A 22,988-nucleotide genomic window follows, 5' to 3' on the forward strand; every position below is an offset into this window, starting at 1 on the left:
GCAGATGAATTTGACATGCCTGATACGTTTTGCCTGCCGGATGAGCGCTCTTGTTGCGCTTCTTGTTGGCACTGTACCCATGGCTACAATGGCCTCTCCTGAACCCGTGAGGAGAAGGGACGACTCGTACGTAACCGTTGTGTCTGAAATGACTGCTCCATCGATTTATCTTGTGCCTCTGGGCGAATCGAGGGTTTACCGGTTCGCGCAACCCATCAAACGTGTTGCCATGGGCGACCCCAAGGTGGCCGACTATATCATGCTTAACCGCTTCGAAGTTTATTTGCTGGGAAAAAAAATGGGCTCAACCAATCTTGCTGTATGGGACCAAAATGGCAACCTGACCTCCTCGCCGGTACAGGTCAGCCGTGGCACAACCGCCCTGCAAGCTCTCTTAAAAGTTCTTTTTCCGAAAGAGAACGACATTCATCTCCTTGCCCTTGGTCCAGCTCTGGTACTCTCCGGCTCTGTGTCTGACGCCCTGGTTGCAGAGAGCGTCGCTCGCTTGGTAAGATCGTATTTTGGTGGCTCGGTTTCAAGTGGTACTCCGGAATCAGCCCTTGTCGGCACTGACTCCAAGCCGTTTACCGGTATAATTGAAGAGATGAGTAAGGACGTTGTTTTTTCCAAAACGGAGTCTCATTCTAAAGAAACCACAACGCATGGAGGGGAATCTGACAGCACGCGCGGCGTAGTCAATCTGCTCAAGGTGCGCGATTCGCAGCAAGTCCGGCTCGAAGTCTGCATTGCCCAGGTATCGAGGACTTTTATCGAATCTTTGGGTATCAGCTTCTTTAAAACCTCTGGTGATATACAAGGAAGCACCCTTTTATCAGGGTTTGTCAGCAACGCTACGCTTAATAATCTTTTGCTGGGTCGGCTGGGTCAGGCCAATGGGATCAAAATGGTTGCGGACCGCAAACCATCGTTGTTCAAGGTACTTGCCGAACCCACCATTGTCACTATGAGTGGCAAAGAGGGTTTTTTTCTGGTTGGAGGTAAAATTTATGTACCTGTAAGAGTCATCGATTACAGCCCAATAAATCTCCAAGAATATGACAAATACTATATTTCCTACAAAGAATACCTTTATGGAGTAGGTTTACGCTTTATGCCCGTTGTGCTGGATGCTGGCCGTATTTCGCTCAAGGTCGTATCCGAGGTTTCCGAGCCTGATACAGAATCTGCCACTTCGGGGACTAAAGCTAATTTGCCCTTGTTTAAAATCAGCACCGTTTCCACCAACGTTCAGATGAACGAGGGTGAAAACCTTGTTATTGGCGGACTCAAGCTCGACAATTTTGCCAATGCGATTGATTCGGTGCCTTTGCTGAGTGAAATTCCCATTCTTGGTGCGCTTTTTCGGGACACCAAGAAGAATGCCGAGAAGACCGAACTCATGGTCATTATTCGCCCCACTTTGGTCAAAGGCAGCGCCACCATGCCAGAGCTTCCAACTGACAGAGTTATTCCTCCTACCCGAAAAGAGCTTTTCCTCGATGGAAAACTTGAAGGATCACCACTAAAATGAGCATCATGCACGCAGATATGCCCCTGCTCAAGGCCCCGGAAAAGGAGCAGGCTCAATCCCAAAAGGGCTATGCGACTGTCGAATTTATGCTTCTCCTGCACTTGTTTCTGCATATTCTCCTTGGGATATTTTTTTATTCTATTGCCCTGTTAGACAAAATTGTGCTTACCAATGCCAGCCGGGAAGGCGCACGTGCCGGAGCCATTAGCTCCAGCACCATTAGTGCCCAAACAGCTGCCGCATCGGGCTGCGACTGCAAACTCATTTCAATGTATGGCACCCTAAGCGCCACCATTACACCGACTGTAGATAGCAGTACCAATATGTGTACAGTTGAGACCCGTTGCTATTACCCACCAGTTTATATTTTTCCAGGCATTGACCTCTCGGCCACAACCAGCATGAGGCTTGAATCTCCATGATACGGTCACACTCCATCACCAAACGGCTCTACGGCCAGCGTGGCACTGTCGTCATTTTGTTTGCCCTGCTCTTGCCGGTATTGCTTGGTTTTGCCGCTTTGGCGATTGACTTGGCCCGTCTCAGCCTGACCAGGGTTGAACTTCAAAACGCGGCCGATGCTGCCGCTTTGGCTGGCGCTCATTCACTCGGCGATGTGCTGTCACCTCATTGGACTTCGGCTGCGGACACTGCGCTGGTCTGGGCACAACACAACGTCGCCTATGGCTCAAAGATTAAGGATGCGACCATTGAAACGGTTTACTGGCCCAGTATGCGTCCCTCAACCAGCGCACCCGTTGCTGGAGATGCCCCCGCTATACGTGCGATGATTACTATCGACAGTACCCATAATTGCGGGCCTTGCAAGTTCTTTTTCGCCCCCTTTCTGGGTATTGCCATCAAAGACGTTCAAGCCAGCGCCATTGCCGTGCTACTCAAACCCACCGGGGGCGGTGGCGCCTCCATACCCAAACTGGTACAATAAAAATAGATGAACATCATTACCTACTCTCCCCATCCCTGGGAGGTTCCCGATACACAACTTGAGCTGGGTCAACACCAACTGGCCCGACTGGTGGGTGAGCTTGGGGTTATGGTGCATCAACTCACAGCGCAAAAACCTGACCTCGTATTTCTTGTGGGCTTTGAACCCGCCGATCCCCATTACATTCAAGAGGTAGAGAAACTCTGCCTCGCACTGCCGCATGCCGCAATCGTGGTCCTGCACCCCCAAACAGAGCCAGAACTTTTGTTATCGCTTATGCGCGCTGGTGTACGTGAAGTCATTGTCGACAGTACCTCCGAAACCCTGCAAGAAGTTATCGAACGCACTCACCTTCGTGCCAAAGGCGTTAGTATCAATCGGTGTCGGGTTTTTGGATTTGTCTCTTCCAAGGGGGGGGATGGCAGCTCCTGCATAGCGGCCAACCTGGCTTTTGCACTCTCTCAAGAGCCCGACTTCCGCGTGCTGGCGGTCGATGTCTCTTTACCCTTTGGTGACCTTGACATGTACCTCACCGGAGAAAACCACCCTCAGGATTTAGCCGATATTTCCGGTGAATGTGACCGGCTCGACCAGTCGCTGCTCGACAGCATGGTGCAGCACCTCAGCCCTACACTCGATCTCATCTCCTCGCCCGCAACCTTCGAAAAAATTGTTCATATCGAACCCGAGCGCGTGAGCGAACTCATTCACATTGCCACAAACTTTTACGACTATATTCTGGTTGATTTTGGTTCATCCCTTGATCAGGTTGGCATCTGGGTTTTGGAGCAGCTTGACGAACTCTGCATCGTATTCACCCCATCGCTGCCATCGTTGCGCCGGGCGGGCCAAATACTCAAACTCTGGAAAGAATTTGAAAAACCCATGTCGTGCACCGAAATCATCCTCAACCGTGCTGACACAAGTGTTCCTATCACCGGTACCGAAATCGAAAAAGTGATCGGCAGGCCAATTAACAAACGCTTTCCCTCCGACGCTGAAGCCGTGCAGGAATCCCTCTTGATTGGCCAGCCCTTATTGCAAGTGGCGCCCAAATCCAAACTTTCCAAAACCATCGTCGACTGGGCCGAGCACATCACAGGCAGCAGTCATCATAAACGCTCACTATGGGAACGCTTAAAGATCAAATAGCTCGCTGGAACCTTTCCACCAAACGGGTTGCAGCGCCTCCTCAATCGGCGCCTGCACAACCTTATGTCGTTGAAGTTCCGACCTCGACTGCGCCAGTGCCGGTGATAAAAGCCAGAGCATCCGCAGGGGTTGACTCTTACGCTACCAAAACGAAGTTGCACCAAAAGCTGCTCACCCGTATTGACCTCAGCTCCATCGAAAGCCTGACCCCCGAGCAACTGCGCAACGAGCTCGGGGTCTTGCTTGTTGAGCTTATCGAAGAAGAGGAGATCCGCTTTAATGATCAAGAGCGTGCTAAATTGGTAGCCGACCTCAAAAATGAAATCATGGGTCTGGGTCCTTTGGAGCCCTTGCTTGCCGATCCTGCCATTTCTGAAATCATGGTCAACGGCTGCCAAAACGTCTATATCGAAAAAAACGGATGCATTCAGCCCACCAATATCCATTTTAATGACGACGCTCATCTAATGAAAATCATCGATAAAATCGTCTCTCGAGTGGGGCGGCGCATCGATGAATCGTGCCCGATGGTCGATGCCCGCCTGCCCGATGGGGCGCGCGTTAATGCCATCATTCCGCCATTGGCTCTCGATGGCCCTGTCCTCACCATTCGGCGCTTTGCGGTTGTGCCCTTGCAAATGAGCGACTTCATTGAGAAAAATACCCTCACATCCGCCATGGCCGAACTGTTGTCAGCTCTGGTTAAAGCAAAGTGCAATATTATCATTTCCGGGGGCACTGGTTCTGGTAAAACCACGCTGCTCAACATTCTCTCGAGCTTTATTCCCGAGAACGAACGCATCGTCACCATCGAAGACACTGCCGAATTGCAGCTTCAGCAAAATCACGTCATTCGACTGGAGACGCGTACGCCCAACATCGAAGGTAAAGGTGAAATCACTATGCGCGTCCTTGTGAAAAACAGCTTGCGTATGCGGCCCGACCGCATCGTGCTGGGCGAGGTCCGTAGCTCCGAGGTGATCGACATGCTGCAAGCCATGAACACCGGCCACGAGGGCTCACTCACCACCATTCACGCCAACAGCCCGCGGCATGCGCTGGGCAGGCTCGAAAATCTGGTAGGCATGGATGGCATCACTCTACCCACCAAAGCCCTGCGCGAGCTTATTTCCTCGTCGCTTGACTTTATCATCCAAATTACGCGACTCAATGATGGTAGCCGTAAAATCACGAGCATCGAGGAAATCATCGGCATGGAAGGAGACATCATTACCACCCAGGAAATTTTTTGCTACAAGCGTATGGGCATTAACCCGGACGGATCCGTGCAAGGAATGTTCAGGGCCACGGGTGTGCGTCCCAAAGTGTATGAAAAAATCCACACCTATGGCATTTGCCTCAGTGATGGCATGTTCGACCCCGGCGACAACGACTAACCTTCGAGCATATCATGACCATATTTTTGATCTCCTTTTTTGCTTTTCTGGCAGTCATGCTGATCATGCTGCTGCTTTATGGGGTGTGGTTCCACTTTTTCGATCTCCGCAACCAGGCCAAGAAAAAGCATTTGCAGGCCATTTACAATGCCGTTCGCCAAAGTGGGCAAAGCCTCGGCAACGAGCAAACTCCCCGGCAGGAGAGTGCGATCGAAACCTGGTTCCGTTCACGCTCCAGAACATTTGAAACCTGGCTCCGTTCACGTTCCGGAACATTGGAAACACTGCTCCAACGCGCCCACACTCCGTTCACTATCGGGCGCTTGATAGTCCTCATGCTCGCCTTGTTTACGCTGGTTGTGGTATTGGGACTTCTTCTTCTGCCCCAAACAAACCCCTTGCACCTGCTCATGCTGGCCGTCGCCATTGCGAGTATGCCGGTTCTCTGGTTATTGCGACAGGCCAAACAACGCCGCAAGGTTTTCGGAGATAAACTCCCGGAAGCGCTCGATTACATCTCGCGAGCCATGCGGGCCGGCCACAGTCTGACCTCAGCCATCGGTATGGTGGGCAAAGAGCTTCCTGACCCCATCGGTTACGAATTCAAAACCGTCTTCGATGAAATTTCTTTCGGCATTCCATTTAAAGACGCGATCGGTCATCTCGCCGATCGCATTCAAAGCAATGACCTCAATTTTTTTGTCATCTCGCTCAAGATCCAGCACGAAACGGGTGGCAACCTCGCCGAACTGCTCCATGGATTGGCCAAAACCATACGAGAACGCGTCAAACTCCGTGGCAAAGTTCGCACGCTCTCATCCGAAGGGCGCGCATCAGCCTGGATACTGGGCACTATGCCATTTGTGTTCGCTGGTATTCTCATGCTCATAAACCCCGGCTACATCTCGGTGCTCTGGAGCACTCCCCAAGGCCAGAACCTCATGTTCATCGGTTGTGGGCTCATGGCTGTTGGCATCTTTGTGCTCAGCCGCATTGTCCAGATCAAGGTTTAACCCAAACCATGCTCATACCATGCAAGTTACCCTGCAAATCCTGACCATCGTGCTTTCCGGGGCCGCTGTTGCCTCGCTTGTGTTCGCGTTGTTAAATTGGTTGGTCGACAACAATGCCCTCAAAAAACGGCTCACCAAAATCATTCGCCAAAGCAGGGCACCAGCCGCCACCTCCTTGTCCAAAACGGCCAACACCGGAAAAGTAGCTACCGTAATCAACATTCTCTCCAAACTCTCGCTCCCGGAAGAGGGGTGGCAAAGCTCCGGTGTTCAGATCAAGTTTTTGCAAGCTGGCATCCGCAACAAAAACGCACCTCAGAACTTCTTTGCCGTTAAAACCCTGTTCACATTGGTGCTGCCGGTGGTTCTTGCTTTGTTTCTGCATTTCACTCAGCCCCTCATGCCCTTGGCTCGTGTCATGATTCTGGTGCTGTTCACAGCCGCAGCAGGCTACTACCTGCCCGAAATGTTGCTGCGTTTCATCACCCAAAATCGTATCGAACGCATGCGTAACAGTTTGCCCGACATGCTCGACCTCATGGTTGTCTGTACCGAGTCGGGTATGGGTATCGACGCTGCCATTGCCCGCATATCGCGTGAAATGGTCCGCACCAACCCTGACCTTGCCGAAGAGTTTTACCTCTCGACCCTCGAAATGCGTGCCGGAGCCAACCGCATCGACGCCTTGCGCAACCTCGCACTGCGCTCACGCCTCGATGACCTGCAAAACCTTGTCTCTGTGCTCGTACAGGCCGATAGATTTGGCACCAGCCTGGTCGACTCGTTGCGCGTGCATTCCGACATGATGCGTACATGCCGCACCCAACGCGCAGAAGAACTTGCCGCCAAAATTCCCGTCAAAATGACGCTGCCGCTCGTCTTGTTTATTTTTCCGGTGCTCATGCTGGTGTTGCTGGGGCCGGCAATTATTCAGGTTATTCAAATCTTCTCACAAAAGCCCTTGCCATGAACATCAGCTCTCCGTTGCAGATCCTGTGGGGACAATTGCCATGGTTGTTGGCCGGTGCTGGGTTGGGCTTGTGGTTGGTGCCTTTGGCCCGCATCATTCCCCGCAAGGTGTTGCAGTCTGCCAAAGTCCCCCTGAACGCATGGCAAGGACCTGGTGGCGGCCTGGAGCAGCCCATTCCAGCAGCCAGACGCATTTGGGTGCCGATGGTTAATACAAGCATGTGGGCCTATGTGGCCAATAGTGTCAGCCACCCGGCATTCCAGGCTGTGCTACTATGGGCCTGTTTGGCCAGCACGTTGCTGTTGCTCGCCCTCATTGACTGGGACAGCACTCTGTTGCCAGACTGGGTTGTCTTGCCTCTGGGGGTGGTGGGTCTGGCCAGCAGCTATGCCGGGTTTACCCCGCACAGCCTCTTCGTCAGTGCACTATCTGCCGCTGTGGTGCTGGGCCTGCTGGGTGGGCTTGCCTGGCTGTTCCGGCGCATCAAAGGTGAAAGTGGTATTGGTGGTGGTGACCTCAAACTGCTGGCCGCACTTGCCACCTGGTGGGGTATTGTCGGCGTACTTTACATCGTGTTGTGGGCCAGTGTGGTTACCGTGCTCTGGTATGTGGTGTGGCGCCGTTTCAAAGGCCTTGGCCCCCAGGCCGAGTGGCCATTTGGTCCCGCCATTGTGGTGGCAGCACTGGCATGGGGCTTGCAGACTGCTTATCTCCCCACACAACTCGACGCAGATAGTTACCATGGCCCAAAACGCACCGCCTTGCCAACTCTCCAGGAACAAGTGGAGTCGGAATGCCAGGCTCTGCAGACATATTCAGCCAGAGTTATTGAAGCTGCTGTTCGGATAGAGACTGAGGGTTATGCAATACGGTAACGAAAAATATTTGTTCTTATGCTCAGGATCTGACAGGGAGTGTTTTGGTTGTTTATAATGGATAATGGTTATTATTTCTGATAACTTGAAGTATACAAACTGGCAAGTTCAAGCAATATCAAAATTCCCGGAGTGAATACTATGGTTGCCTGTATCAACGATTATCTGAGTCGGTACGGCGGTTTGGCCGTCGGACATGAAGAGGAACAAAAACGATACTTCGAGCAGAAAAGGGTCTATGCGCTGCAAATTGAGACGACAGATGCTTGTCAGCAGGGCTGCATCTACTGTTATGCCGGTTCCACACCTCGGGAGATGCATGGACTCACCACTCTTGAAATCCGCCATTTGCTGGACGATGCGGCTGCACTCGAAATTCGGGCCATCGACTGGTTGGGAGGTGATCCTCTCGTCCGTCCTGAATGGTATGAGTTGATGCAGTATGCCCGGTCGTTGGGCATGATCAACAATGTCTGGACCAGCGGTCTGCCCCTGCGGAACAAACAGATTGCTGCTCAGGTCTATGAGGTGACCGACGGAGGTTTTGTCTCGGTTCACCTCGATTCCATCACTCCGGAAGTCTATGCCAAACTCCATCGGGGGGGTAATCCTCACTACATCAATGCCATAGTCGAAGGGGTGACGAATATGCTCGCTCTGGGTAAACCCGCCGAAAAAATGATTAATTGCATCACCTACACCGCACTGCAAGGTCCGGAAGATGCCATCCGAACGATGCGCTGGTGGTTTGAAGAGAAAGGACTCCGCACCTGCCTGACTATGTTCAATCCTGCAGGAATGGGAGCTGAGTGGAGCGCGTTTGAACCGAATCTCACTGAAGTTCAACAGGTCTATACGGAGCGTGACCGTATCAATTACGGTGGTGACAACATCACCATCGGCGCCATGGACACTGATAAATATTACTGCGGCACCATGGCAACGGTGACCTTCACTGGTGACGTAACCCCTTGCTCGGTTATCCGCAAAGGTGTAGGCAATATTCGCTCAACGCCCTTTCCGGAAATTATTGCCAAACATAGTAACACCCTCGTCCATGGAGATCTGCACGATATTTGTAACCTGCCCACTCCCTGTAACGTTTGCGTCAATAACTCACATTGCTGGGGATGTCGGGCCAGTGCTTACCATTACAATGGCGATGCGGATGGTCTGGATCCAAAATGCTGGTTGATTCCGCAAAACCAGCAAGAAAAGTAACTCTGTAACTCAAAAAGGAGATATTCACATGAGTGGAAACAGACTTGATGTCACTATTGGAAACGTTAGTGAAGTTTACGATGGTCCTGGAGGTATCCTTTGGGAGATGCTGATGGGCGAACAAATTCATGTTGGCGGCGAACATGAGACCGACATTCTGGCGCAAAAAGCCGGAGTCAGCGCGGATAGTCACCTTCTGGATGTGTGCAGTGCGCTGGGTGCTCCTGCTCGTCAATTAGCGCAAACATATGGCTGCCGCGTAACGGGCCTCGATGCGACACAAAGGATGCACGCAGAAGCTATTCGCCGCACAAAAGAGGCCGGGCTGGATGACAAGGTCGAATTCAAACTGGGAAATGCTCTCGACATGCCCTTTCGAGCAAATACCTTCGATGTGGTATGGGGACAGGATGCCTGGTGTTACATCACCGATAAAAAACGCCTCATAGATGAGTGCGCTCGTGTTTTAAAACCGGGTGGTATTCTTGCGGTTACCGACTGGCTTGAGACCGGTTCAATGACCAAAGATGAATGGGATGCCTTGCACTCGTTTATGGTTTTTCCCTACATGGAGACATTGGAAGGTTATGCAACCCTGGCCGAAACTGCCGGGTTGACGATCATTGAGAAGGAAGATCTTACTCCCGATTTTTCCAGATACGTTCAAATATATCTTGAAAAAGTGCAGAACGAGTTTCGTCAAGGGATTCTCGACAACTATGGCCAGGAGATGTATGATGGCGTGGAGCACGGCATTACCCTTTGGCGCGACGCCTCAGTGGCTGGCAAGGTGGGCAGAGGCCGACTTATCGCCCGGAAATAGTCAGTCAAAACCAGAAGGGCAGAACAGGCGCTTCGCGATAAGCTCTTCCTGATTGCGTTGATTCAAAAAAGTCTCTTTCAAATCAACGGTGATCATGCTCATTTTTTCCTTTTTTTACGGAAAACCGTTGGATATGGTATTTCTCTTTATTATATAAATATACAACTATATAATTATCTAATAATTTATAATCCCCATCTGTATTTTCTGTACTGCTTTTCATGAAACAGGAGTTTCTTCAGGGATCTTCATGTTTCAGGATGGATTAACGGCGTTGCGGGATTGCACTGCAACTCTGCTGGCAGGGTTACTGGAGAGCAATTGGGGCTGAAGGAAATTGTCAATCGGGAGGATGCTCATGAACGGTAAACTTTCACGCAGGGATTTCAATAAGCTGCTTGTCAGCGGGGTTGCAGGTGCGGCATTTGGTATCGCAGGCTTTTCAAAACCGCTGTTTGCCGCGTCAAGCCGGGTGGTGATCATCGGGGGGGGATTTGGAGGCGCGGCGGCGGCAAAGTATCTTCGGAAGCTTGACCCGTCCATATCGGTTACCCTTGTTGAGCCGAAAGCGATTTTTCATACCTGCCCGATCAGCAACTGGGTTATTGCTGGTTTGAAAACATTGCCGGATATTGCCCAGAGCTATTCCGTCCTGAAGAGCCGCTATCAGGTTACCGTGATTGCCGATACGGCTGTTGCCATCGATGCGCCTGCCGGAAGGGTTACCCTGAAAAGCGGCAAGGTGCTTCATTATGATCGATTGATCGTCTCTCCGGGAATTGATTTCAAATGGGATGCCATTCCGGGTTACAGTCAGGCTGTTGCAGAAAAAAATATGCCCCACGCCTTTCAGGCCGGTTCACAGACCATGTTGCTCCATAAGCAACTGATTGCCCTGAAAGATGGAAGCAACGTCTTGATCTGTCCCCCGGCAAATCCTCTTCGCTGTCCTGCCGCACCCTATGAAAGGGCCAGCCTCATGGCCATGTATCTGAAAAAGTATAAACCGAAATCGAAAATCATTATTCTTGACGACAAGGAGAAGTTTTCGAAGCAGGAGCTCTTTATGCAGGGATGGGAGCGGTTTTATCCGGGAATGATTGAGTGGCGAGCGGCTACTGCAGGCGGAAAGGTTGAAAAGGTCGATGGTGCTGCCATGACCGTGACCACTGAGTTTGGTGATGAGCCTGGTGGCGTTATCAATGTCATTCCTCCCCAGAAAGCAGGATCTATTGCTTTTGAAGCTGCCCTTACCGATGCAACAGGGTGGTGCCCGGTTCACCCAACTACCTTTGAATCAACCATTCACCCGGGTATTCATGTTATCGGTGATGCCTGTATTGCCGGGGATATGCCGAAATCCGGTTTCGCTGCAAGCAGTCAGGGAAAGGTTGCCGCTGTCGCAATTGCAAGCCTTTTACGAGGAAAAGTGCCTGTTTCTCCCTCTCTGGTAAGCACCTGTTACAGTCTTATCGCCCCTGGTTATGCCATATCGGTTGCCGGTGTCTATAATTTGAGTTCTTCGGGTATTGTCGATATCAAGGGAGCTGGCGGTTTGACACCTATGGACGCAAGTGATGATCATCTTCGTCAGGAAGCTGCTTTTGCATGGGGCTGGTATAAAAATATTACCAAAGACAACTGGGGATAACTGTTTCGAATAGCATGGCAGGAATTCTTGCAAAAAAAACAGAATTTTTTTGATTCGTCGATCTGGTTTTAGTATATAACGATATAACGATACAGATGTTTCCGGCATTTTGCATCATCATACAGGGAGATTCCTGTAAGAAAGGATCGTTTTCTTTTCAATAAAAAGTACGTGGTTGTAGAATTTTATTTCAGTAATAAAAACAGAGGAATGGAAGATGAAGCGAATCGCCATGATTGCTGCGGTAAGCATCCTGATGCTGCCTTTGCCGGGAAAGGCTGCCGCTCGTGAAGAGAACATCGCGAAAGGCAAACAGCTTTCCTTTAGTCCGATGAAGGGGAACTGTCTTGCCTGTCATATGATACAGGAGGGAGAGATGACGGGTAATTTAGGACCGCCTCTGATTCAGATGAAACAACGCTATCCTAAAAGAGGAGTGTTACGTGCCCAGATTTGGGATGCCAGCGCAAACAATCCTCAAAGTATGATGCCGCCCTTCGGAAAGCACGGTATCATGACCAATGAAGAGGTAGATCAGGTTGTTGATTACCTGTACACGCTATGAGTGTCAGGATGCAGGAGCAAGATGTAACCGTTTTGAATGCAATAAATGATAAGGCCCGACAAATGGGCAATTTTACAAACAAATTCTCTTGAAGGAGGTTGGTATGGGTGTTTCCCGAAGACAATTTTTCAAGTCTGTCGCTGGCACAATAGCGTATGCGGCAGTGATTTCAGCAGTTCCTGAACGGCTTTTTGCCGCCTGGAACCAGAAAGCGTTCACCTCTGAAACGCTGGCAGCGGCCATTACCGCAAAATACGGCAGCCTGCCCATTGAAAATTCAACCGCAATTCAGATAAAGTCGCCGGAGATTGCAGAAAACGGAGCCTATGTGCCGGTTTCGATAGCGACGACTATTGCGGGGGCATCAAACATTACCATTTTTTCCGAAGCTAATTTTGCTCCTCTCGTAGCCTCTTTCGACATTATGCCGCGTATGCGTCCTGATGTTTCCCTGCGGCTTCGGATGGCAAAAACGGCCAATCTTGTTGTGCTGGTTCAGGCTGGCGGAAAGCTGTACAAGGCGGTAAAAGAGGTTAAGGTAACTATCGGCGGCTGCGGCGGCTGATGATCAATTTCATCAATAATCATTCAGAGGGAGTCTTGCTATGAAAGTTAAGGCTGTAGCACAGAATAATGTTGTGTCAGTAAAAATTCTTATTCAGCACGTCATGGAAACGGGACGGCGCAAGGATGAGACCGGTAAACTTGTAGCCGGACATTATATCACCGAAGTGAATGCAGAACACAAGGGAGAGCGGGTCTTTCAGGCGGAAATCGGTCCCGGCGTCTCAAAGGATCCCTACCTGGCGTTTCAGTTTACTGGCGGGAGTGTTGGAGAAACGGTAACAATCTCCTGGGTTGACAGCAAGGGCGGAACCGAAAAGACAGACAGCGTTATCAGCGCACTGTAACTCATAATTCAATCGGGAAGGAGTCATGAAAAAAATAGTGTTTAACCGTTCTCTTGCGCTTCTGTTTGTTCTGGCAGCCCTGCTTGCCGCAGTAAGGGTTGAGGCTGCCGATTATCAGGCCCGTGTGCAGGCCGATATACAGGCGTTCAGGGATTATTTTACCGCCCAGTTTCCCGACGTCAAGTTTGCCGATTATGCAGATGGAGTGTATGCCATTGATGAGGATTCCCGTCAGCAGTGGAAGGAGATGGAGGAGTTTCCTCCCTATGCGCTATCCGTTGAGGATGGCAAAGCTTTGTTTGAAATACCCTTTGCCAACGGTAAAACCTATGGAAGCTGTTTTGCAAATGGTGGCGCTGTCCGGCAGAACTATCCCTATTTTGACGAAAAAAAGGGAAAGGTGGTGACTCTTGAGATGGCCATCAATGATTGTCGGGTGGCTAACGGCGAAAAGCCACTGGCCTGTAAAACCGGTGATATTGCTAAAATATCTGCCTATATGGCTTTTATCAGCAGGGGGAAGCCCGTTGATGTGAAGGTGCAAAGTGAAGGTGCATATAAAGCCTATGTAAAGGGCAAGGAGCTTTTCTACGCCAAGCACGGAAAGCTTAACATGTCTTGCGCTGGTTGCCATATGCAGTATGCTGGAAGACGACTTCGTGCTGAAATTCTTAGTCCGGCGCTTGGTCATACCACCCATTTTCCCGTTTATCGTTCAAAATGGGGAGAGATCGGCACCCTTCACAAACGCTATGGAGGTTGCTCCAATGATACCGGAGCCAAATCGTTCGCCCCACAGAGCGAGGAGTACTGTAATCTTGAGTTTTTCGAGACCGTGATGTCAAACGGTTTGATTTTTAACGGCCCGGCTTCACGAAAATAAGGAGAACGTTATGAAGAGAATACTACTATCTGCTTTTGTCCTGCTCGTTGTTTTTGCGAGTGCCAGTGAGTTGCGGGCTGAACCTGCGGCGAAGGAGTTAATCGAACAGGCTGAGGCCAAAAGAAAAGAGGCTGCGGCTATTGGTTTCGAGTGGCGTGAAACTGCTTCGCTTATCAAGAGCGCCAGAGCGGCTCTTGAGAGCGGTCAGGAAGCCGAGGCGGTAAACTTCGCCGGGCAGGCTCTTCAGGAAGGAGAGCAGGCTCTTGCACAAGGCAAGTATATGCAGCAGAACTGGGAGAGCCTTGTTCCCAAACCTTAACATTTTTTTAGCCGCATCAATCAGGAGTTGTCCCGTATGTTGACCGTGCGGGACAGTGCCCTTCAGTAACGCTTTTTTACCCTAAAACGACCCACTGTTATGCAGCTTTCCCGTCGTGAATTTATACGTATCCTTGGGCTTGCAGGAGCTGCAGGCCTGATTCCCGGACTTGCCAGCAGCCGCACATCCGGAGCTGATATCTATGAAATGCAGGGATTCGGTGATGTCCGCCTGTTGCACATTACCGATACCCACGCACAGCTTATGCCGATCTACTATCGCGAACCAAATCTCAACCTCGGTGTCGGGGAAGCCCTGGGACGCCCCCCTCATCTTGTTACCGCTTCTCTGTTGAAATATTATGGTGTTTCGCCTGACACTCCGCTTGCTCATGCCTATACGCCCTTAAATTTCGTCGATGCAGCGCAGAAATACGGCAAAATAGGCGGTTTCGCACAGTTGAAAACGCTTGTCGAAAAAGTTCGAGAGGAATTCGGGCGCAGTAAAACCCTGCTGTTCGATACCGGAGATACCTGGCAGGGATCGGGAACAGCTTTGTGGAGCAGAGGAACGGACATGGTTGAAGTTACGAATCAACTCGGTGTTGATGTTATGACCGGCCACTGGGAATTTACCTATCTCGACAAAGAGGTGAGAAAAAACCTCGCAGCATTCAAGGGAGATTTTGTTGCACAGAACGTAAAGGTGAAAGAGGATGCGCTCTTTAACGGTGCACAGGCTTTCGATGAGAGAAGTGGTCACGCTTTCCGTCCCTATGTGATGAAAGAGCTTGGTAAACACAGGATTGCCGTTATCGGCCAGGCATTTCCCTATACGCCTATCGCAAACCCCGGCAGGTTCATACCCGACTGGACATTTGGTATCAATGCCATCGAATTGCAGGAGTTGGTCAATTCGGTTCGTTCAAAGGAAAAACCGGATGCCGTGATTCTCATTTCGCACAATGGAATGGATGTCGATCTCAAACTTGCCCGGGAGGTAACCGGTATCGATGTAATTTTTGGTGGCCATACGCACGACGCTGTTCCACAGCCTTTTGAAGTTCGGAACAAAACGGGTCGAACCCTTGTCACCAATGCAGGTTCCAACGGCAAGTTTCTCGGCGTTATGGATCTCAAGCTTGGCAACGGCGGCGTAAAGGAGTTCCGTTACCGGCTGCTTCCGGTTTTTGCCAATGAACTTGCCGCAGATGCCTCCATGAAAGCGCTGATCGAGCGTATCAGGGCCCCGCACCTTGCCAAGCTCGAAAAACCACTTGCTACGGCGGGAACGCTCCTGTATCGGCGGGGAAATTTTGATGGTCCCTTCGATCAGGTTATCTGCGACGCCCTCCGATCGCGCAATGAAGCACAGATTTCACTCTCGCCCGGCTTCCGCTGGGGAACCACGGTTTTGCCTGGACAGACCATTACCATGGAGCATGTGCTCGACCAGACCTGCATGACCTATCCGGAAACCTATGCGCGGGATATGACCGGCCTTGAAATCAAAAATATTCTTGAAGATGTTGCCGACAATCTTTTCAACCCCGATCCCTATTATCAGCAGGGTGGCGATATGGTGCGTGTGGGTGGTATGTCGTACCGTATTGATCCGGTAGCGGCTATGGGCAGTCGTATTGACGACATGCGGCTTGAAAACGGCACTCTTGTGGATGCCTCGAAAAAATACCGTGTTGCCGGATGGGCTACGGTTGGTGCACCATCAACCGGAGAACCGGTCTGGGATACGGTAGCGGCGCATCTTCAGGATGTGAAAACCGTTGAAATCAGAAAACTCAACGTTCCTGTGCTGAAAAATGCAGCCAGCAATCCCGGTCTCGATTTTTCAGTCTCGTAACTGTTTTTGAGAGCTTTTTTATAGAACTTCGCAGAAGATAAACCGTTGGATAATATGATGACAATTCGAAAGGCAATGCTTGCGGCGGCTCTGGTGATAACGCTCATCGCTCCTTATCCTGGAAGGGTTGATGCCGCCACATCGGTCGCTGAAACGCATGTTAACGCAGCAGTCGCACCGCAGTTTTCCGCAAAGAGCGTACAGGGCGTTCTGCTTTCAAGCCAAAAGCTTGCCGGTAAGGCCTATATCGTTAATTTTTTCGGATCCTGGTGTCCTTACTGCCGGAAAGAGATTCCTGAAATGGTTGCCCTGCAGGAAAAATATGAGAAAAAAGGATTTACCTTTATCGGGATGGCCTACAAGGATAATGAACATTCCATGCCGGATTTTATCTGGGAACAAGGTATCAATTATCCGGTTATCATGGCAGACAAATCGATTCTCAAAAGCTTCGGAAGTCATGTTTCAGGCGGTATCGCTTCGGTGCCGCTGCTTTTCGCAGTTGGTCGTGATGGCAGGCTTGTCGCCGTTGAGCCAGGTGCCCAGACGAGGGAGGATCTGGAAAAACTGATTCTTAAAATCATGCAGGGATCGGCTAAACCCTGAATGATGGAAACAGGTTTTTTTATCAGCGTTTTTTCATGTAAATCGGTTCAGCGTGCAGGTGAAGAGAGGGCGAGATGTATTGCTGGATCTGTTTCCTTTAAAAAGTGAGATTTTCGTGCGATATTAAGCATCACCATATTTCACAATAATCAATCGACAGGGAGAAAAAGAGTAATGCCGACAACACACGAAAACCTGAAAAACGCTTTTGCAGGAGAAAGCCAGGCGTATCAGAAGTATGCAGCATTCGCCAAAAAAGCTGACAAAGAGGGCCTGAAGAATATTGCCAAACTTTTCAGGACCACCGCCGAAGCTGAGCGCATTCATGCCGAGGGACATCTCTCTGCCGACGATGCCATCAAATCGACCATCGAGAACCTGCAAACGGCTATTGATGGCGAGACCTATGAGCATAACGAAATGTATCCGCCCATGTACGAGCAGGCTGTGGCCGATGGGCATAAAGCCAAACGCATGTTCGGTTATGCTGTAGAGGCCGAAAAAGTGCATGCCGCACTCTATCGTCATGCACTTGAAATTGCCATGGCAGGCAAAGACCTTGAAACAGCAGAGATCTGGCTCTGTCCTGTCTGTGGTCACATTGAATTGGGCACACCTCCGGAAACCTGTCCTATTTGTAACGTCAAGGCCTCTTCATACGTCCAGATAGCCTGATCATACAACGGTCGTTGCTCGTAAGCCTGGCCCCCGTGAACTGCGGGGGCTTTTTTTGCAGCAGCGTATACAAATGTTGTACACAGCCTTATCCCGCCATTTCAATCGTGTGTTGCAACTTCCACATTCGCCGATAAAACCCATCCCCGTCCATAAGCTCCCCATGCAGACCCTGCTCCACAATCTTTCCTTTCTCAAGCACAAGAATCCGGTCGTATTGCTCCATTGCCTTAAGGCGGTGGGTAATGGTATCAGCGTCTTTCCTGAGCTGATGGCGTTCAGGGTTTGGGTTACCTCTCTCTCCGTTACGCAGTCAAGGTTGGCCGTTGCTTCATCAAGAATCATGATTGGGGCATGTTGCAGCAGGATTCTCGGGCGCTGCCTTTCGCTTCCACTAAGCATTATGCCGTGCTGGCTGCACCAGAAAAAAGAGGGATAGTGACAGAAAGTTTTATATTTAATCGATCTCTTTTACGTCTTGAGATGGATTTTTCTGTCAATCACTGTATACATGGGCATAATACGACGCAAACTCACGATCGGATAACCATTGACCCCAATTATTAAGAGTACCAAAGTTCTGGCAGCATGAAGTTTCTGGTTGATGCTCAACTGCCACGCCGTTTTTGTGATTGGTTACGGCAACGTGGGCATGATGCTTTGCACACCCTCGACCTGGAGGGGCAATCAAACACCCGATTCAGATATTATCCTTATTGCCGACAGGGATGGTCGAATTGTTGTGACAAAGGATGACTTTGTTCAGTCATTTCTGTTGCGAAATACTCCTCAACGGCTGATGCTCGTTGCTTCTGGCAATATTGGCAATGCCGAACTTGAGCGGTTAATTAGTGCTGCATTACCTGCGATAATAGAGGCTTTCGAAGCAGCCCATTACATAGAAATCGGAAGAAATTCGGTGATTGTTCATGAGTAAATGCTGTTAGCACACTCACCCCGTCATCTCCGCCACATGCTGCAACTCCCACATCCTCCGGTAGAGCCCGTTCCCGTCCATAAGCTCCCTATGCAGACCCTGCTCCACAATCTTTCCCTTCTCAAGCACAAGAATCCGGTCGTATTGTTCCATTGCCTTTAAGCGGTGGGTAATGGTTATCAGCGTTTTTCCTGAGCTGATGGCGTTCAGGGTTTGGGTTACCTCTCTCTCCGTTACGCCGTCAAGGTTGGCCGTTGCTTCATCAAGAATCATGATCGGGGCATGTTGCAGCAGGACTCGGGCAATGGCGATGCGCTGGCGCTCTCCACCGCTGAGTTTCATACCGTGCTGACCGCACCATTCGTCGAGTTTTGCGGTGAAGTGGCTGAGCCCGGCGGCGGTGAGCGCTTTTTTGAGATCGTCGTCGGTGGCATCCGGGGCGGCGAGGGTCAGGTTTTCGCGGATGGTTTCAGCGAAGAGGTAGGTGCGCTGCGAGACGAGGGCTATCTGGCGGCGCAGCTCTTCAGGGTCGAAGAGGGTGATGTTGTGGCCGCCAATGGAGATGCTCCCTTCGCTGCTGTTCCAGAAGCGCATGAAGAGAGAGGTGATGGTCGATTTGCCTGCACCGCTCGGGCCGACGATGGCGATATGCTCTCCGGGGAGAACGGTGAAGGTGAGGCGGTCGAGCGCTTTTGTATCGCTGCCGGGGTAGGTGAAGCTGAGCTGCTCAACCTGAATGGAATGCTCTGCCGGAAAGGGGAGGGGAGTGAGCGGGGCGACCGTTTCCGGCTTGGCATCGAGAATTTCAAAAAGGCGTTCTCCGGCGAGCTGATCAGCTTCGAGGTGCTTGAGGGTGGAGGGCAGCGGAAGAAAAGGTTCAAACGAGGCCATGACGGCGAGGGTGATGACGGTAAGTGAAATCCCGTTGACCACGCCGGTGGAGATGGAGGGAATGAGCGCCCAGAGAATGGCGATGAGGGCGCCGTTCATGAGGAGGCCGGTAAGGGATTCGTGTAGCCCTTCGATGATGGCGTTCTTTCTTTGAAGCTGCAGCTTGCCGCTTTCGGCGCTCTGCATGGCGGCGAGGTGCGCCGGAAGTTGTCCGTAAAGTTGCAGCTCTCCGATCCCCTGGAAGAGGTCGAGCGCCAGTACCTGCTGCTCTGCCTTGCGGTTCATGATACCCACCGAGAGGCCACGGCTCAACTGCCGGGTGAGGAGCGGGACGCCAATGCCTGCAAGGGAGTGAAAGCAGAGGATGAGCAGCGCTGCCTGCAGGGAGTAGACGCCGAGCAGAAACCACATCAGTGCGGCCACAAGCAGTGCGGTGAGCGGTGGGCCAAGCACTCTGGTGTAGATGTTTTCGAGGCTCTGGATGTCGTCCACAACCCGTTGCAGCAGGTCGCCGCTCTTGAAGTGCATGAGGCGTGCCGGTGCGAGGGGCTCAATGGCGTCGTAAAACCATAACCGCAGTTTTGCAAGAATCTTGAAGGTGATGTTGTGGGAGATGAGCCTTTCGATGTAGCGGAAGACTCCCCGTGCAAGGCCGAAAAAGCGTACTCCCGCGATGCCGAGTTGCAGGGTGACCATCGGCGGTTGCAGGGCCGCCTTGGCGATGATGTAGGCGGAGGTCATCAGGAGGCCGATGCCGCTGCCGGTTGTGGCGAAGCCGATGAGTGCGGCGAGGGCCATCCACCAGAAATATGGTTTGACCAGTGCGATCAGTCGAAAAAAGGTTTTCATGATTGTCTATCCTGTTGCAGAAGGAGGGAATCGTGGTAGAAACCTCCGTTGGCGATCAGCTCCTCATGGGTACCGCACTGGGTGATCTTCCCCTCGCTGACTACAATAATTTGTTCTGCGGAGCGTATGGTTTCAAGCCGGTGGGCAATGATGATGGTGGTTCTTCCTTTCATCAACTCCTGGATGGAGCTGCGCAGGGCGGCTTCAAGTTCAGGATCGGTGTGCGAGGTTGGTTCGTCGAGCACCAGCAGCGGGGCGTTTTTCAGGAAGGCGCGGGCAAGCGCCACCCGTTGTGCCTCTCCTCCGCTCAGCCGGGCCCCCTCTTCGCCAATCATGGTTTCAAGTCCTTGGGGCAGCGAGCCGATAAAGGTGGTGAGACCTGTCTTTTTTAGGGCACTCTCCATCTCTTCTGCTGAAGCTTCCGGTCGCGCAAGGAGAATATTCTCCCTCAAGGTGGCGTTGAAGAGGTAGGGGTGCTGCGGAACCCATGAAATCTGGCGGTGCCATGCCTCAAGCGGGATAGCGTGAATCGGGTTGCCGTCAATGGTGATGCTTCCTTCACTGGGCACCTGGAATCGGAGCAGCAGATTGATCAGGGTGCTTTTTCCTGCACCGCTCGGGCCGATGATGGCGGTGGTTTTTCCTGCGGGAATGGTGGCGTTGATTCCCTCAAGCGCCGGTCGCGAGCTGCCGGGGTAGGTGTAGCTGATACTGGCGAACACAATGGGCCTTTTTCCGGCGCTCTCATGTACGGCAAATGCAGCCTGCTGCACGGGTGCAGGGGTGCTCTGGTCGAGAATGGCAAAGATCTCCTTTGAGGCGCTGACGCCCTCCATCCCGGCATGAAATTTTGTGCCGAGTTGGCGCAGCGGGAGATAGAAGTCAGGCGTCAGTATCAGCACAAAGAGGGCGTGCTGAAAGGTGAGCTTTCCACCCATAAGGCGGAGCCCGACGCCGACGGCAATGATGGCCATGCCGATGGTGCCCACCAGTTCAAGCGTCAGGGAGGAGAGAAAGGCTACTTTCAGCACGCGCATGGTAGCGTGGCGGAAGCTTTCGCCCGACTCTTCGATGGCATCGTGTTGCCGCTTGCTCTGCGCAAAGAGTTTCAGGGTCGGCAGCCCCTGCAGCACATCAAGGAAGAAACCGCTCATGCGGCTCATGGTTTTCCACTGCTTTTCCGTCATGGCGCTGGCCGATTTCCCGATCAGAATCATAAAGACTGGGATAAGGGGCGCAGTCAGGAGCAAAATGGTGCCGGAGATAGGGTCGCCGGGCAGGATGGTGCCCGCAATCAGGAGTGGCGTGAAGAGGGCAAAAAAGAGCTGCGGAATATACTGGCTGTAATAGGCGTCAAGCGCTTCAACACCCTTCAAAAGTGTTGTGCTGAGCCGTCCGCTTTGTACCGACTTGGCATAGACCGGCCCGAGAGCACCGACTGTATTGGTGAGCCGGTTGAACATCTTCTCTCGGATAATGAGTGTACCACGGTTTGCTTCAGTATGGGAGAACCAGTTGAAAGCCATGCGCAGAGTGCTGAAAAGCGCAAAAAGGCTGAGCGGCAGGAAAAGCCTCTCCATGCCGCTCCTCTGGATAAAGGCGCTGTCGATAACCAGGCTGAGGTAGTAGGCCTGGGCAATCAGCATCCCCGCAGCCAAGACTCCCGATATAATCGAAAAGATAAACGGCGTCCGTTCTTCTTTAAGCAACTGAAAAAGGCGCCGGTCAATATTCATGGTTCATGCGTGTCCGTTTTTTTTGAAAAGGGGTAGCAGTTTACAGAATAAAAGGATTGTATGCAATGGGTGCGGCTTGTATGGAAATGGTTCTCGGGGGCAATGAGTTCCCGGCAGTGTCAGGGTGTTGTGGATATTGTGGAGATCAGGCTGTATTATTGACCTATTGGTTTGTTTGCTGTTATGTAATAGTTACGGAAAAGTTGTAATAAAGCGAAAATGAAAGCAAATGCCATTTGAGTATTCCGGTGAAAGTGTGCCGATAAACATGGCCGTGTTCCGTCTTGGTGGATTAAGAGTGAGGGTTGTTCTTCTCCATCGTTCTGCCTCTGGTTGCTCGCCAGGTTAAATATGCACGCTTGATATTGTCAACAATAATGCTTGTCCACGGCTTTACAATGTATTGCCATCCACCGTAGAGAAGCGAAACGACCGCAGCGCTGATTAAAAACTGATTGAGTTGCTCTTCTGTGGTCGCGATTGCAGCCTTGCCAAGCACACCCGAAATAGTGGCGCTGACCTGAGCCAAAGAGAGCAATGCAATAGTGGCAAGCACTGTATTCAAAGTGTTTTGACGATTTCTTTCAAGATGGCCGTTATAAAGGGCTGTGTTTATAACAGACTCTGTGAATCTTTGGTGAAGCGATATGACGCGCCCGGCAAGTTTCCATTGATCGTAGTACTTTTCCATTTCCGATATCTCCACATTCTCAACAAGAAAACCTGAAGGATAAGCGAGAGGAAAAAGACTTTCGGCGTACTCAGCAAGCAGACGATCTTCAGCGAGCGAAGATTCCTTGAGAAACGAATCGCTTTGTCGTTCTAATACGCGGCATAGTTCATCAATAAAAAGCGCCTCGATCAACGAGGTTATAGAGGCTAAGGTACATGGTGCGTGCACAGCTTGCCAATCCATCGTAAGCTCCTTGTCGCCTAATGCGACAACGAACGAGGTGTCGCCGATTGGCCGAATGCCAAAGAGCTTGTGGAGTGCCGTAGAGAGTTCAGAATATGGTTTTTCAAAGTTGTGGCTATAGCATTGATGAGCTTCAGCATAGTTTGTTACATGGTTTATGCGCTGAAATACTATGGCAAATCCCATCTGATTTACAAATAATTCGGCTCCATTGAATTTGACTCGCTGGTATCTCAATACTTTTGGCGCAACAGGCAGGGA

Annotated in this window: 24 protein-coding genes and 1 pseudogene; 22 read left to right on the top strand and 3 right to left on the bottom strand. The window is 51.2% G+C overall.

The genetic code is table 11. The features are described 5' to 3' along the window. The first annotated feature begins 4 nt into the window (after positions 1-4). From AC56AD_RS03955 to AC56AD_RS04060, 22 genes and pseudogenes are all read left to right on the top strand, one after another. A complete protein-coding gene (locus AC56AD_RS03955) occupies positions 5-1,531 on the top strand; it encodes a type II and III secretion system protein family protein (RefSeq protein ID WP_223293975.1) in 1,527 nt (508 codons plus the stop codon). Further along, positions 1,528-1,953, top strand: a complete 426-nt coding sequence (locus tag AC56AD_RS03960; protein ID WP_012507586.1) for a TadE/TadG family type IV pilus assembly protein — start codon at positions 1,528-1,530, stop codon at positions 1,951-1,953. The genes AC56AD_RS03955 and AC56AD_RS03960 overlap by 4 nt, the downstream gene beginning before the upstream one ends. Further along, entirely contained in the window at positions 1,950-2,477 is a 528-nt protein-coding gene (locus tag AC56AD_RS03965; protein WP_012507587.1) for a TadG family pilus assembly protein, read from the top strand. Before AC56AD_RS03960 ends, AC56AD_RS03965 begins: the two co-directional genes overlap by 4 nt. A 6-nt stretch (positions 2,478-2,483) precedes the next feature. After that, complete coding sequence (locus tag AC56AD_RS03970; RefSeq protein WP_012507588.1) at positions 2,484-3,629, top strand: AAA family ATPase; 1,146 nt, start codon at positions 2,484-2,486, stop codon at positions 3,627-3,629. Further along, entirely contained in the window at positions 3,605-5,026 is a 1,422-nt protein-coding gene (locus tag AC56AD_RS03975; RefSeq protein ID WP_012507589.1) for a TadA family conjugal transfer-associated ATPase, read from the top strand. Before AC56AD_RS03970 ends, AC56AD_RS03975 begins: the two co-directional genes overlap by 25 nt. 14 nt (positions 5,027-5,040) lie before the next feature. Then, complete coding sequence (locus AC56AD_RS03980; protein WP_012507590.1) at positions 5,041-6,039, top strand: type II secretion system F family protein; 999 nt, start codon at positions 5,041-5,043, stop codon at positions 6,037-6,039. Between the two features lie 19 nt (positions 6,040-6,058). Beyond that, on the top strand, positions 6,059-7,009 hold the full coding sequence (locus AC56AD_RS03985; protein WP_012507591.1) for a type II secretion system F family protein: 951 nt from the start codon (positions 6,059-6,061) through the stop codon (positions 7,007-7,009). A 203-nt stretch (positions 7,010-7,212) separates the two neighbouring features. Then, positions 7,213-7,884: a prepilin peptidase gene (locus AC56AD_RS03990; protein WP_223293976.1), complete on the top strand. Its 672-nt coding sequence runs from the start codon at positions 7,213-7,215 to the stop codon at positions 7,882-7,884. Positions 7,885-8,025: 141 nt separating this feature from the next. Then, positions 8,026-9,105: a radical SAM protein gene (locus AC56AD_RS03995; RefSeq protein ID WP_012507593.1), complete on the top strand. Its 1,080-nt coding sequence runs from the start codon at positions 8,026-8,028 to the stop codon at positions 9,103-9,105. Between the two features lie 28 nt (positions 9,106-9,133). Then, a complete protein-coding gene (locus AC56AD_RS04000) occupies positions 9,134-9,928 on the top strand; it encodes a methyltransferase domain-containing protein (RefSeq protein ID WP_012507594.1) in 795 nt (264 codons plus the stop codon). A 358-nt stretch (positions 9,929-10,286) separates the two neighbouring features. Continuing rightward, positions 10,287-11,579 carry an NAD(P)/FAD-dependent oxidoreductase gene (locus AC56AD_RS04005; RefSeq protein ID WP_012507595.1) on the top strand — a complete coding sequence of 431 codons (1,293 nt, stop codon included), beginning with the start codon at positions 10,287-10,289 and terminating at the stop codon, positions 11,577-11,579. 217 nt (positions 11,580-11,796) lie between these two features. Further along, the gene (gene soxX, locus AC56AD_RS04010) at positions 11,797-12,144 is read left to right on the top strand and encodes a sulfur oxidation c-type cytochrome SoxX (RefSeq protein ID WP_012507596.1); all 348 of its coding nucleotides are present in this window, start codon (positions 11,797-11,799) and stop codon (positions 12,142-12,144) included. Between the two features lie 103 nt (positions 12,145-12,247). Beyond that, positions 12,248-12,709 (top strand): thiosulfate oxidation carrier protein SoxY, encoded by a 462-nt coding sequence (soxY, locus tag AC56AD_RS04015; RefSeq protein WP_012507597.1) that lies wholly within the window; start codon positions 12,248-12,250, stop codon positions 12,707-12,709. Positions 12,710-12,749: 40 nt separating this feature from the next. Further along, entirely contained in the window at positions 12,750-13,055 is a 306-nt protein-coding gene (gene soxZ / locus AC56AD_RS04020; protein WP_012507598.1) for a thiosulfate oxidation carrier complex protein SoxZ, read from the top strand. Positions 13,056-13,080: 25 nt separating this feature from the next. Continuing rightward, on the top strand, positions 13,081-13,938 hold the full coding sequence (gene soxA / locus AC56AD_RS04025) for a sulfur oxidation c-type cytochrome SoxA (protein WP_012507599.1): 858 nt from the start codon (positions 13,081-13,083) through the stop codon (positions 13,936-13,938). 10 nt (positions 13,939-13,948) lie between these two features. Further along, positions 13,949-14,257: a SoxAX-binding protein gene (locus AC56AD_RS04030; RefSeq protein ID WP_012507600.1), complete on the top strand. Its 309-nt coding sequence runs from the start codon at positions 13,949-13,951 to the stop codon at positions 14,255-14,257. 99 nt (positions 14,258-14,356) lie between these two features. After that, positions 14,357-16,117, top strand: a complete 1,761-nt coding sequence (gene soxB / locus AC56AD_RS04035; protein ID WP_012507601.1) for a thiosulfohydrolase SoxB — start codon at positions 14,357-14,359, stop codon at positions 16,115-16,117. Between the two features lie 54 nt (positions 16,118-16,171). Beyond that, positions 16,172-16,723, top strand: a complete 552-nt coding sequence (locus AC56AD_RS04040; protein WP_041526418.1) for a TlpA family protein disulfide reductase — start codon at positions 16,172-16,174, stop codon at positions 16,721-16,723. 174 nt (positions 16,724-16,897) lie between these two features. Then, positions 16,898-17,398, top strand: coding sequence for a rubrerythrin family protein (locus tag AC56AD_RS04045; RefSeq protein WP_012507603.1), 501 nt, complete (start codon positions 16,898-16,900; stop codon positions 17,396-17,398). A gap of 163 nt (positions 17,399-17,561) precedes the next feature. Continuing rightward, positions 17,562-17,837: a hypothetical protein gene (locus AC56AD_RS04050; protein ID WP_190274025.1), complete on the top strand. Its 276-nt coding sequence runs from the start codon at positions 17,562-17,564 to the stop codon at positions 17,835-17,837. Between the two features lie 149 nt (positions 17,838-17,986). Next, positions 17,987-18,037: pseudogene (locus AC56AD_RS04055) on the top strand (DUF5615 family PIN-like protein); the annotation flags it as partial. A gap of 16 nt (positions 18,038-18,053) precedes the next feature. Beyond that, positions 18,054-18,335 (top strand): DUF5615 family PIN-like protein, encoded by a 282-nt coding sequence (locus tag AC56AD_RS04060; protein WP_397234004.1) that lies wholly within the window; start codon positions 18,054-18,056, stop codon positions 18,333-18,335. 15 nt (positions 18,336-18,350) lie between these two features. On the opposite strand, the gene cydC is transcribed toward AC56AD_RS04060, so the two are convergent. From cydC to AC56AD_RS04075, 3 genes are all read right to left on the bottom strand, one after another. After that, positions 18,351-20,075: a thiol reductant ABC exporter subunit CydC gene (cydC, locus tag AC56AD_RS04065; RefSeq protein ID WP_012507605.1), complete on the bottom strand. Its 1,725-nt coding sequence runs from the start codon at positions 20,073-20,075 to the stop codon at positions 18,351-18,353. Continuing rightward, entirely contained in the window at positions 20,072-21,811 is a 1,740-nt protein-coding gene (cydD, locus tag AC56AD_RS04070; RefSeq protein WP_012507606.1) for a thiol reductant ABC exporter subunit CydD, read from the bottom strand. Before cydD ends, cydC begins: the two co-directional genes overlap by 4 nt. A 292-nt stretch (positions 21,812-22,103) precedes the next feature. Further along, positions 22,104-22,913, bottom strand: a complete 810-nt coding sequence (locus tag AC56AD_RS04075; protein WP_150085590.1) for a hypothetical protein — start codon at positions 22,911-22,913, stop codon at positions 22,104-22,106. Positions 22,914-22,988: the final 75 nt, after the last annotated feature.

It is taken from the genome of Pelodictyon clathratiforme (genome assembly GCF_982375515.1).

Bases quoted from the DNA above. Each gene is read 5' to 3' on its own strand.
- AC56AD_RS03955 (WP_223293975.1), top strand. From the start codon at position 5: ATGAATTTGACATGCCTGATACGTTTTGCCTGCCGGATGAGCGCTCTT.
- AC56AD_RS03960 (WP_012507586.1), top strand. From the start codon at position 1,528: ATGAGCATCATGCACGCAGATATGCCCCTGCTCAAGGCCCCGGAAAAG.
- AC56AD_RS03965 (WP_012507587.1), top strand. From the start codon at position 1,950: ATGATACGGTCACACTCCATCACCAAACGGCTCTACGGCCAGCGTGGC.
- AC56AD_RS03970 (WP_012507588.1), top strand. From the start codon at position 2,484: ATGAACATCATTACCTACTCTCCCCATCCCTGGGAGGTTCCCGATACA.
- AC56AD_RS03975 (WP_012507589.1), top strand. From the start codon at position 3,605: ATGGGAACGCTTAAAGATCAAATAGCTCGCTGGAACCTTTCCACCAAA.
- AC56AD_RS03980 (WP_012507590.1), top strand. From the start codon at position 5,041: ATGACCATATTTTTGATCTCCTTTTTTGCTTTTCTGGCAGTCATGCTG.
- AC56AD_RS03985 (WP_012507591.1), top strand. From the start codon at position 6,059: ATGCAAGTTACCCTGCAAATCCTGACCATCGTGCTTTCCGGGGCCGCT.
- AC56AD_RS03990 (WP_223293976.1), top strand. From the start codon at position 7,213: ATGGTTAATACAAGCATGTGGGCCTATGTGGCCAATAGTGTCAGCCAC.
- AC56AD_RS03995 (WP_012507593.1), top strand. From the start codon at position 8,026: ATGGTTGCCTGTATCAACGATTATCTGAGTCGGTACGGCGGTTTGGCC.
- AC56AD_RS04000 (WP_012507594.1), top strand. From the start codon at position 9,134: ATGAGTGGAAACAGACTTGATGTCACTATTGGAAACGTTAGTGAAGTT.
- AC56AD_RS04005 (WP_012507595.1), top strand. From the start codon at position 10,287: ATGAACGGTAAACTTTCACGCAGGGATTTCAATAAGCTGCTTGTCAGC.
- soxX (WP_012507596.1), top strand. From the start codon at position 11,797: ATGAAGCGAATCGCCATGATTGCTGCGGTAAGCATCCTGATGCTGCCT.
- soxY (WP_012507597.1), top strand. From the start codon at position 12,248: ATGGGTGTTTCCCGAAGACAATTTTTCAAGTCTGTCGCTGGCACAATA.
- soxZ (WP_012507598.1), top strand. From the start codon at position 12,750: ATGAAAGTTAAGGCTGTAGCACAGAATAATGTTGTGTCAGTAAAAATT.
- soxA (WP_012507599.1), top strand. From the start codon at position 13,081: ATGAAAAAAATAGTGTTTAACCGTTCTCTTGCGCTTCTGTTTGTTCTG.
- AC56AD_RS04030 (WP_012507600.1), top strand. From the start codon at position 13,949: ATGAAGAGAATACTACTATCTGCTTTTGTCCTGCTCGTTGTTTTTGCG.
- soxB (WP_012507601.1), top strand. From the start codon at position 14,357: ATGCAGCTTTCCCGTCGTGAATTTATACGTATCCTTGGGCTTGCAGGA.
- AC56AD_RS04040 (WP_041526418.1), top strand. From the start codon at position 16,172: ATGATGACAATTCGAAAGGCAATGCTTGCGGCGGCTCTGGTGATAACG.
- AC56AD_RS04045 (WP_012507603.1), top strand. From the start codon at position 16,898: ATGCCGACAACACACGAAAACCTGAAAAACGCTTTTGCAGGAGAAAGC.
- AC56AD_RS04050 (WP_190274025.1), top strand. From the start codon at position 17,562: ATGCAGACCCTGCTCCACAATCTTTCCTTTCTCAAGCACAAGAATCCG.
- AC56AD_RS04060 (WP_397234004.1), top strand. From the start codon at position 18,054: ATGCTTTGCACACCCTCGACCTGGAGGGGCAATCAAACACCCGATTCA.
- cydC (WP_012507605.1), bottom strand. From the start codon at position 20,075: ATGAAAACCTTTTTTCGACTGATCGCACTGGTCAAACCATATTTCTGG.
- cydD (WP_012507606.1), bottom strand. From the start codon at position 21,811: ATGAATATTGACCGGCGCCTTTTTCAGTTGCTTAAAGAAGAACGGACG.
- AC56AD_RS04075 (WP_150085590.1), bottom strand. From the start codon at position 22,913: ATGGGATTTGCCATAGTATTTCAGCGCATAAACCATGTAACAAACTAT.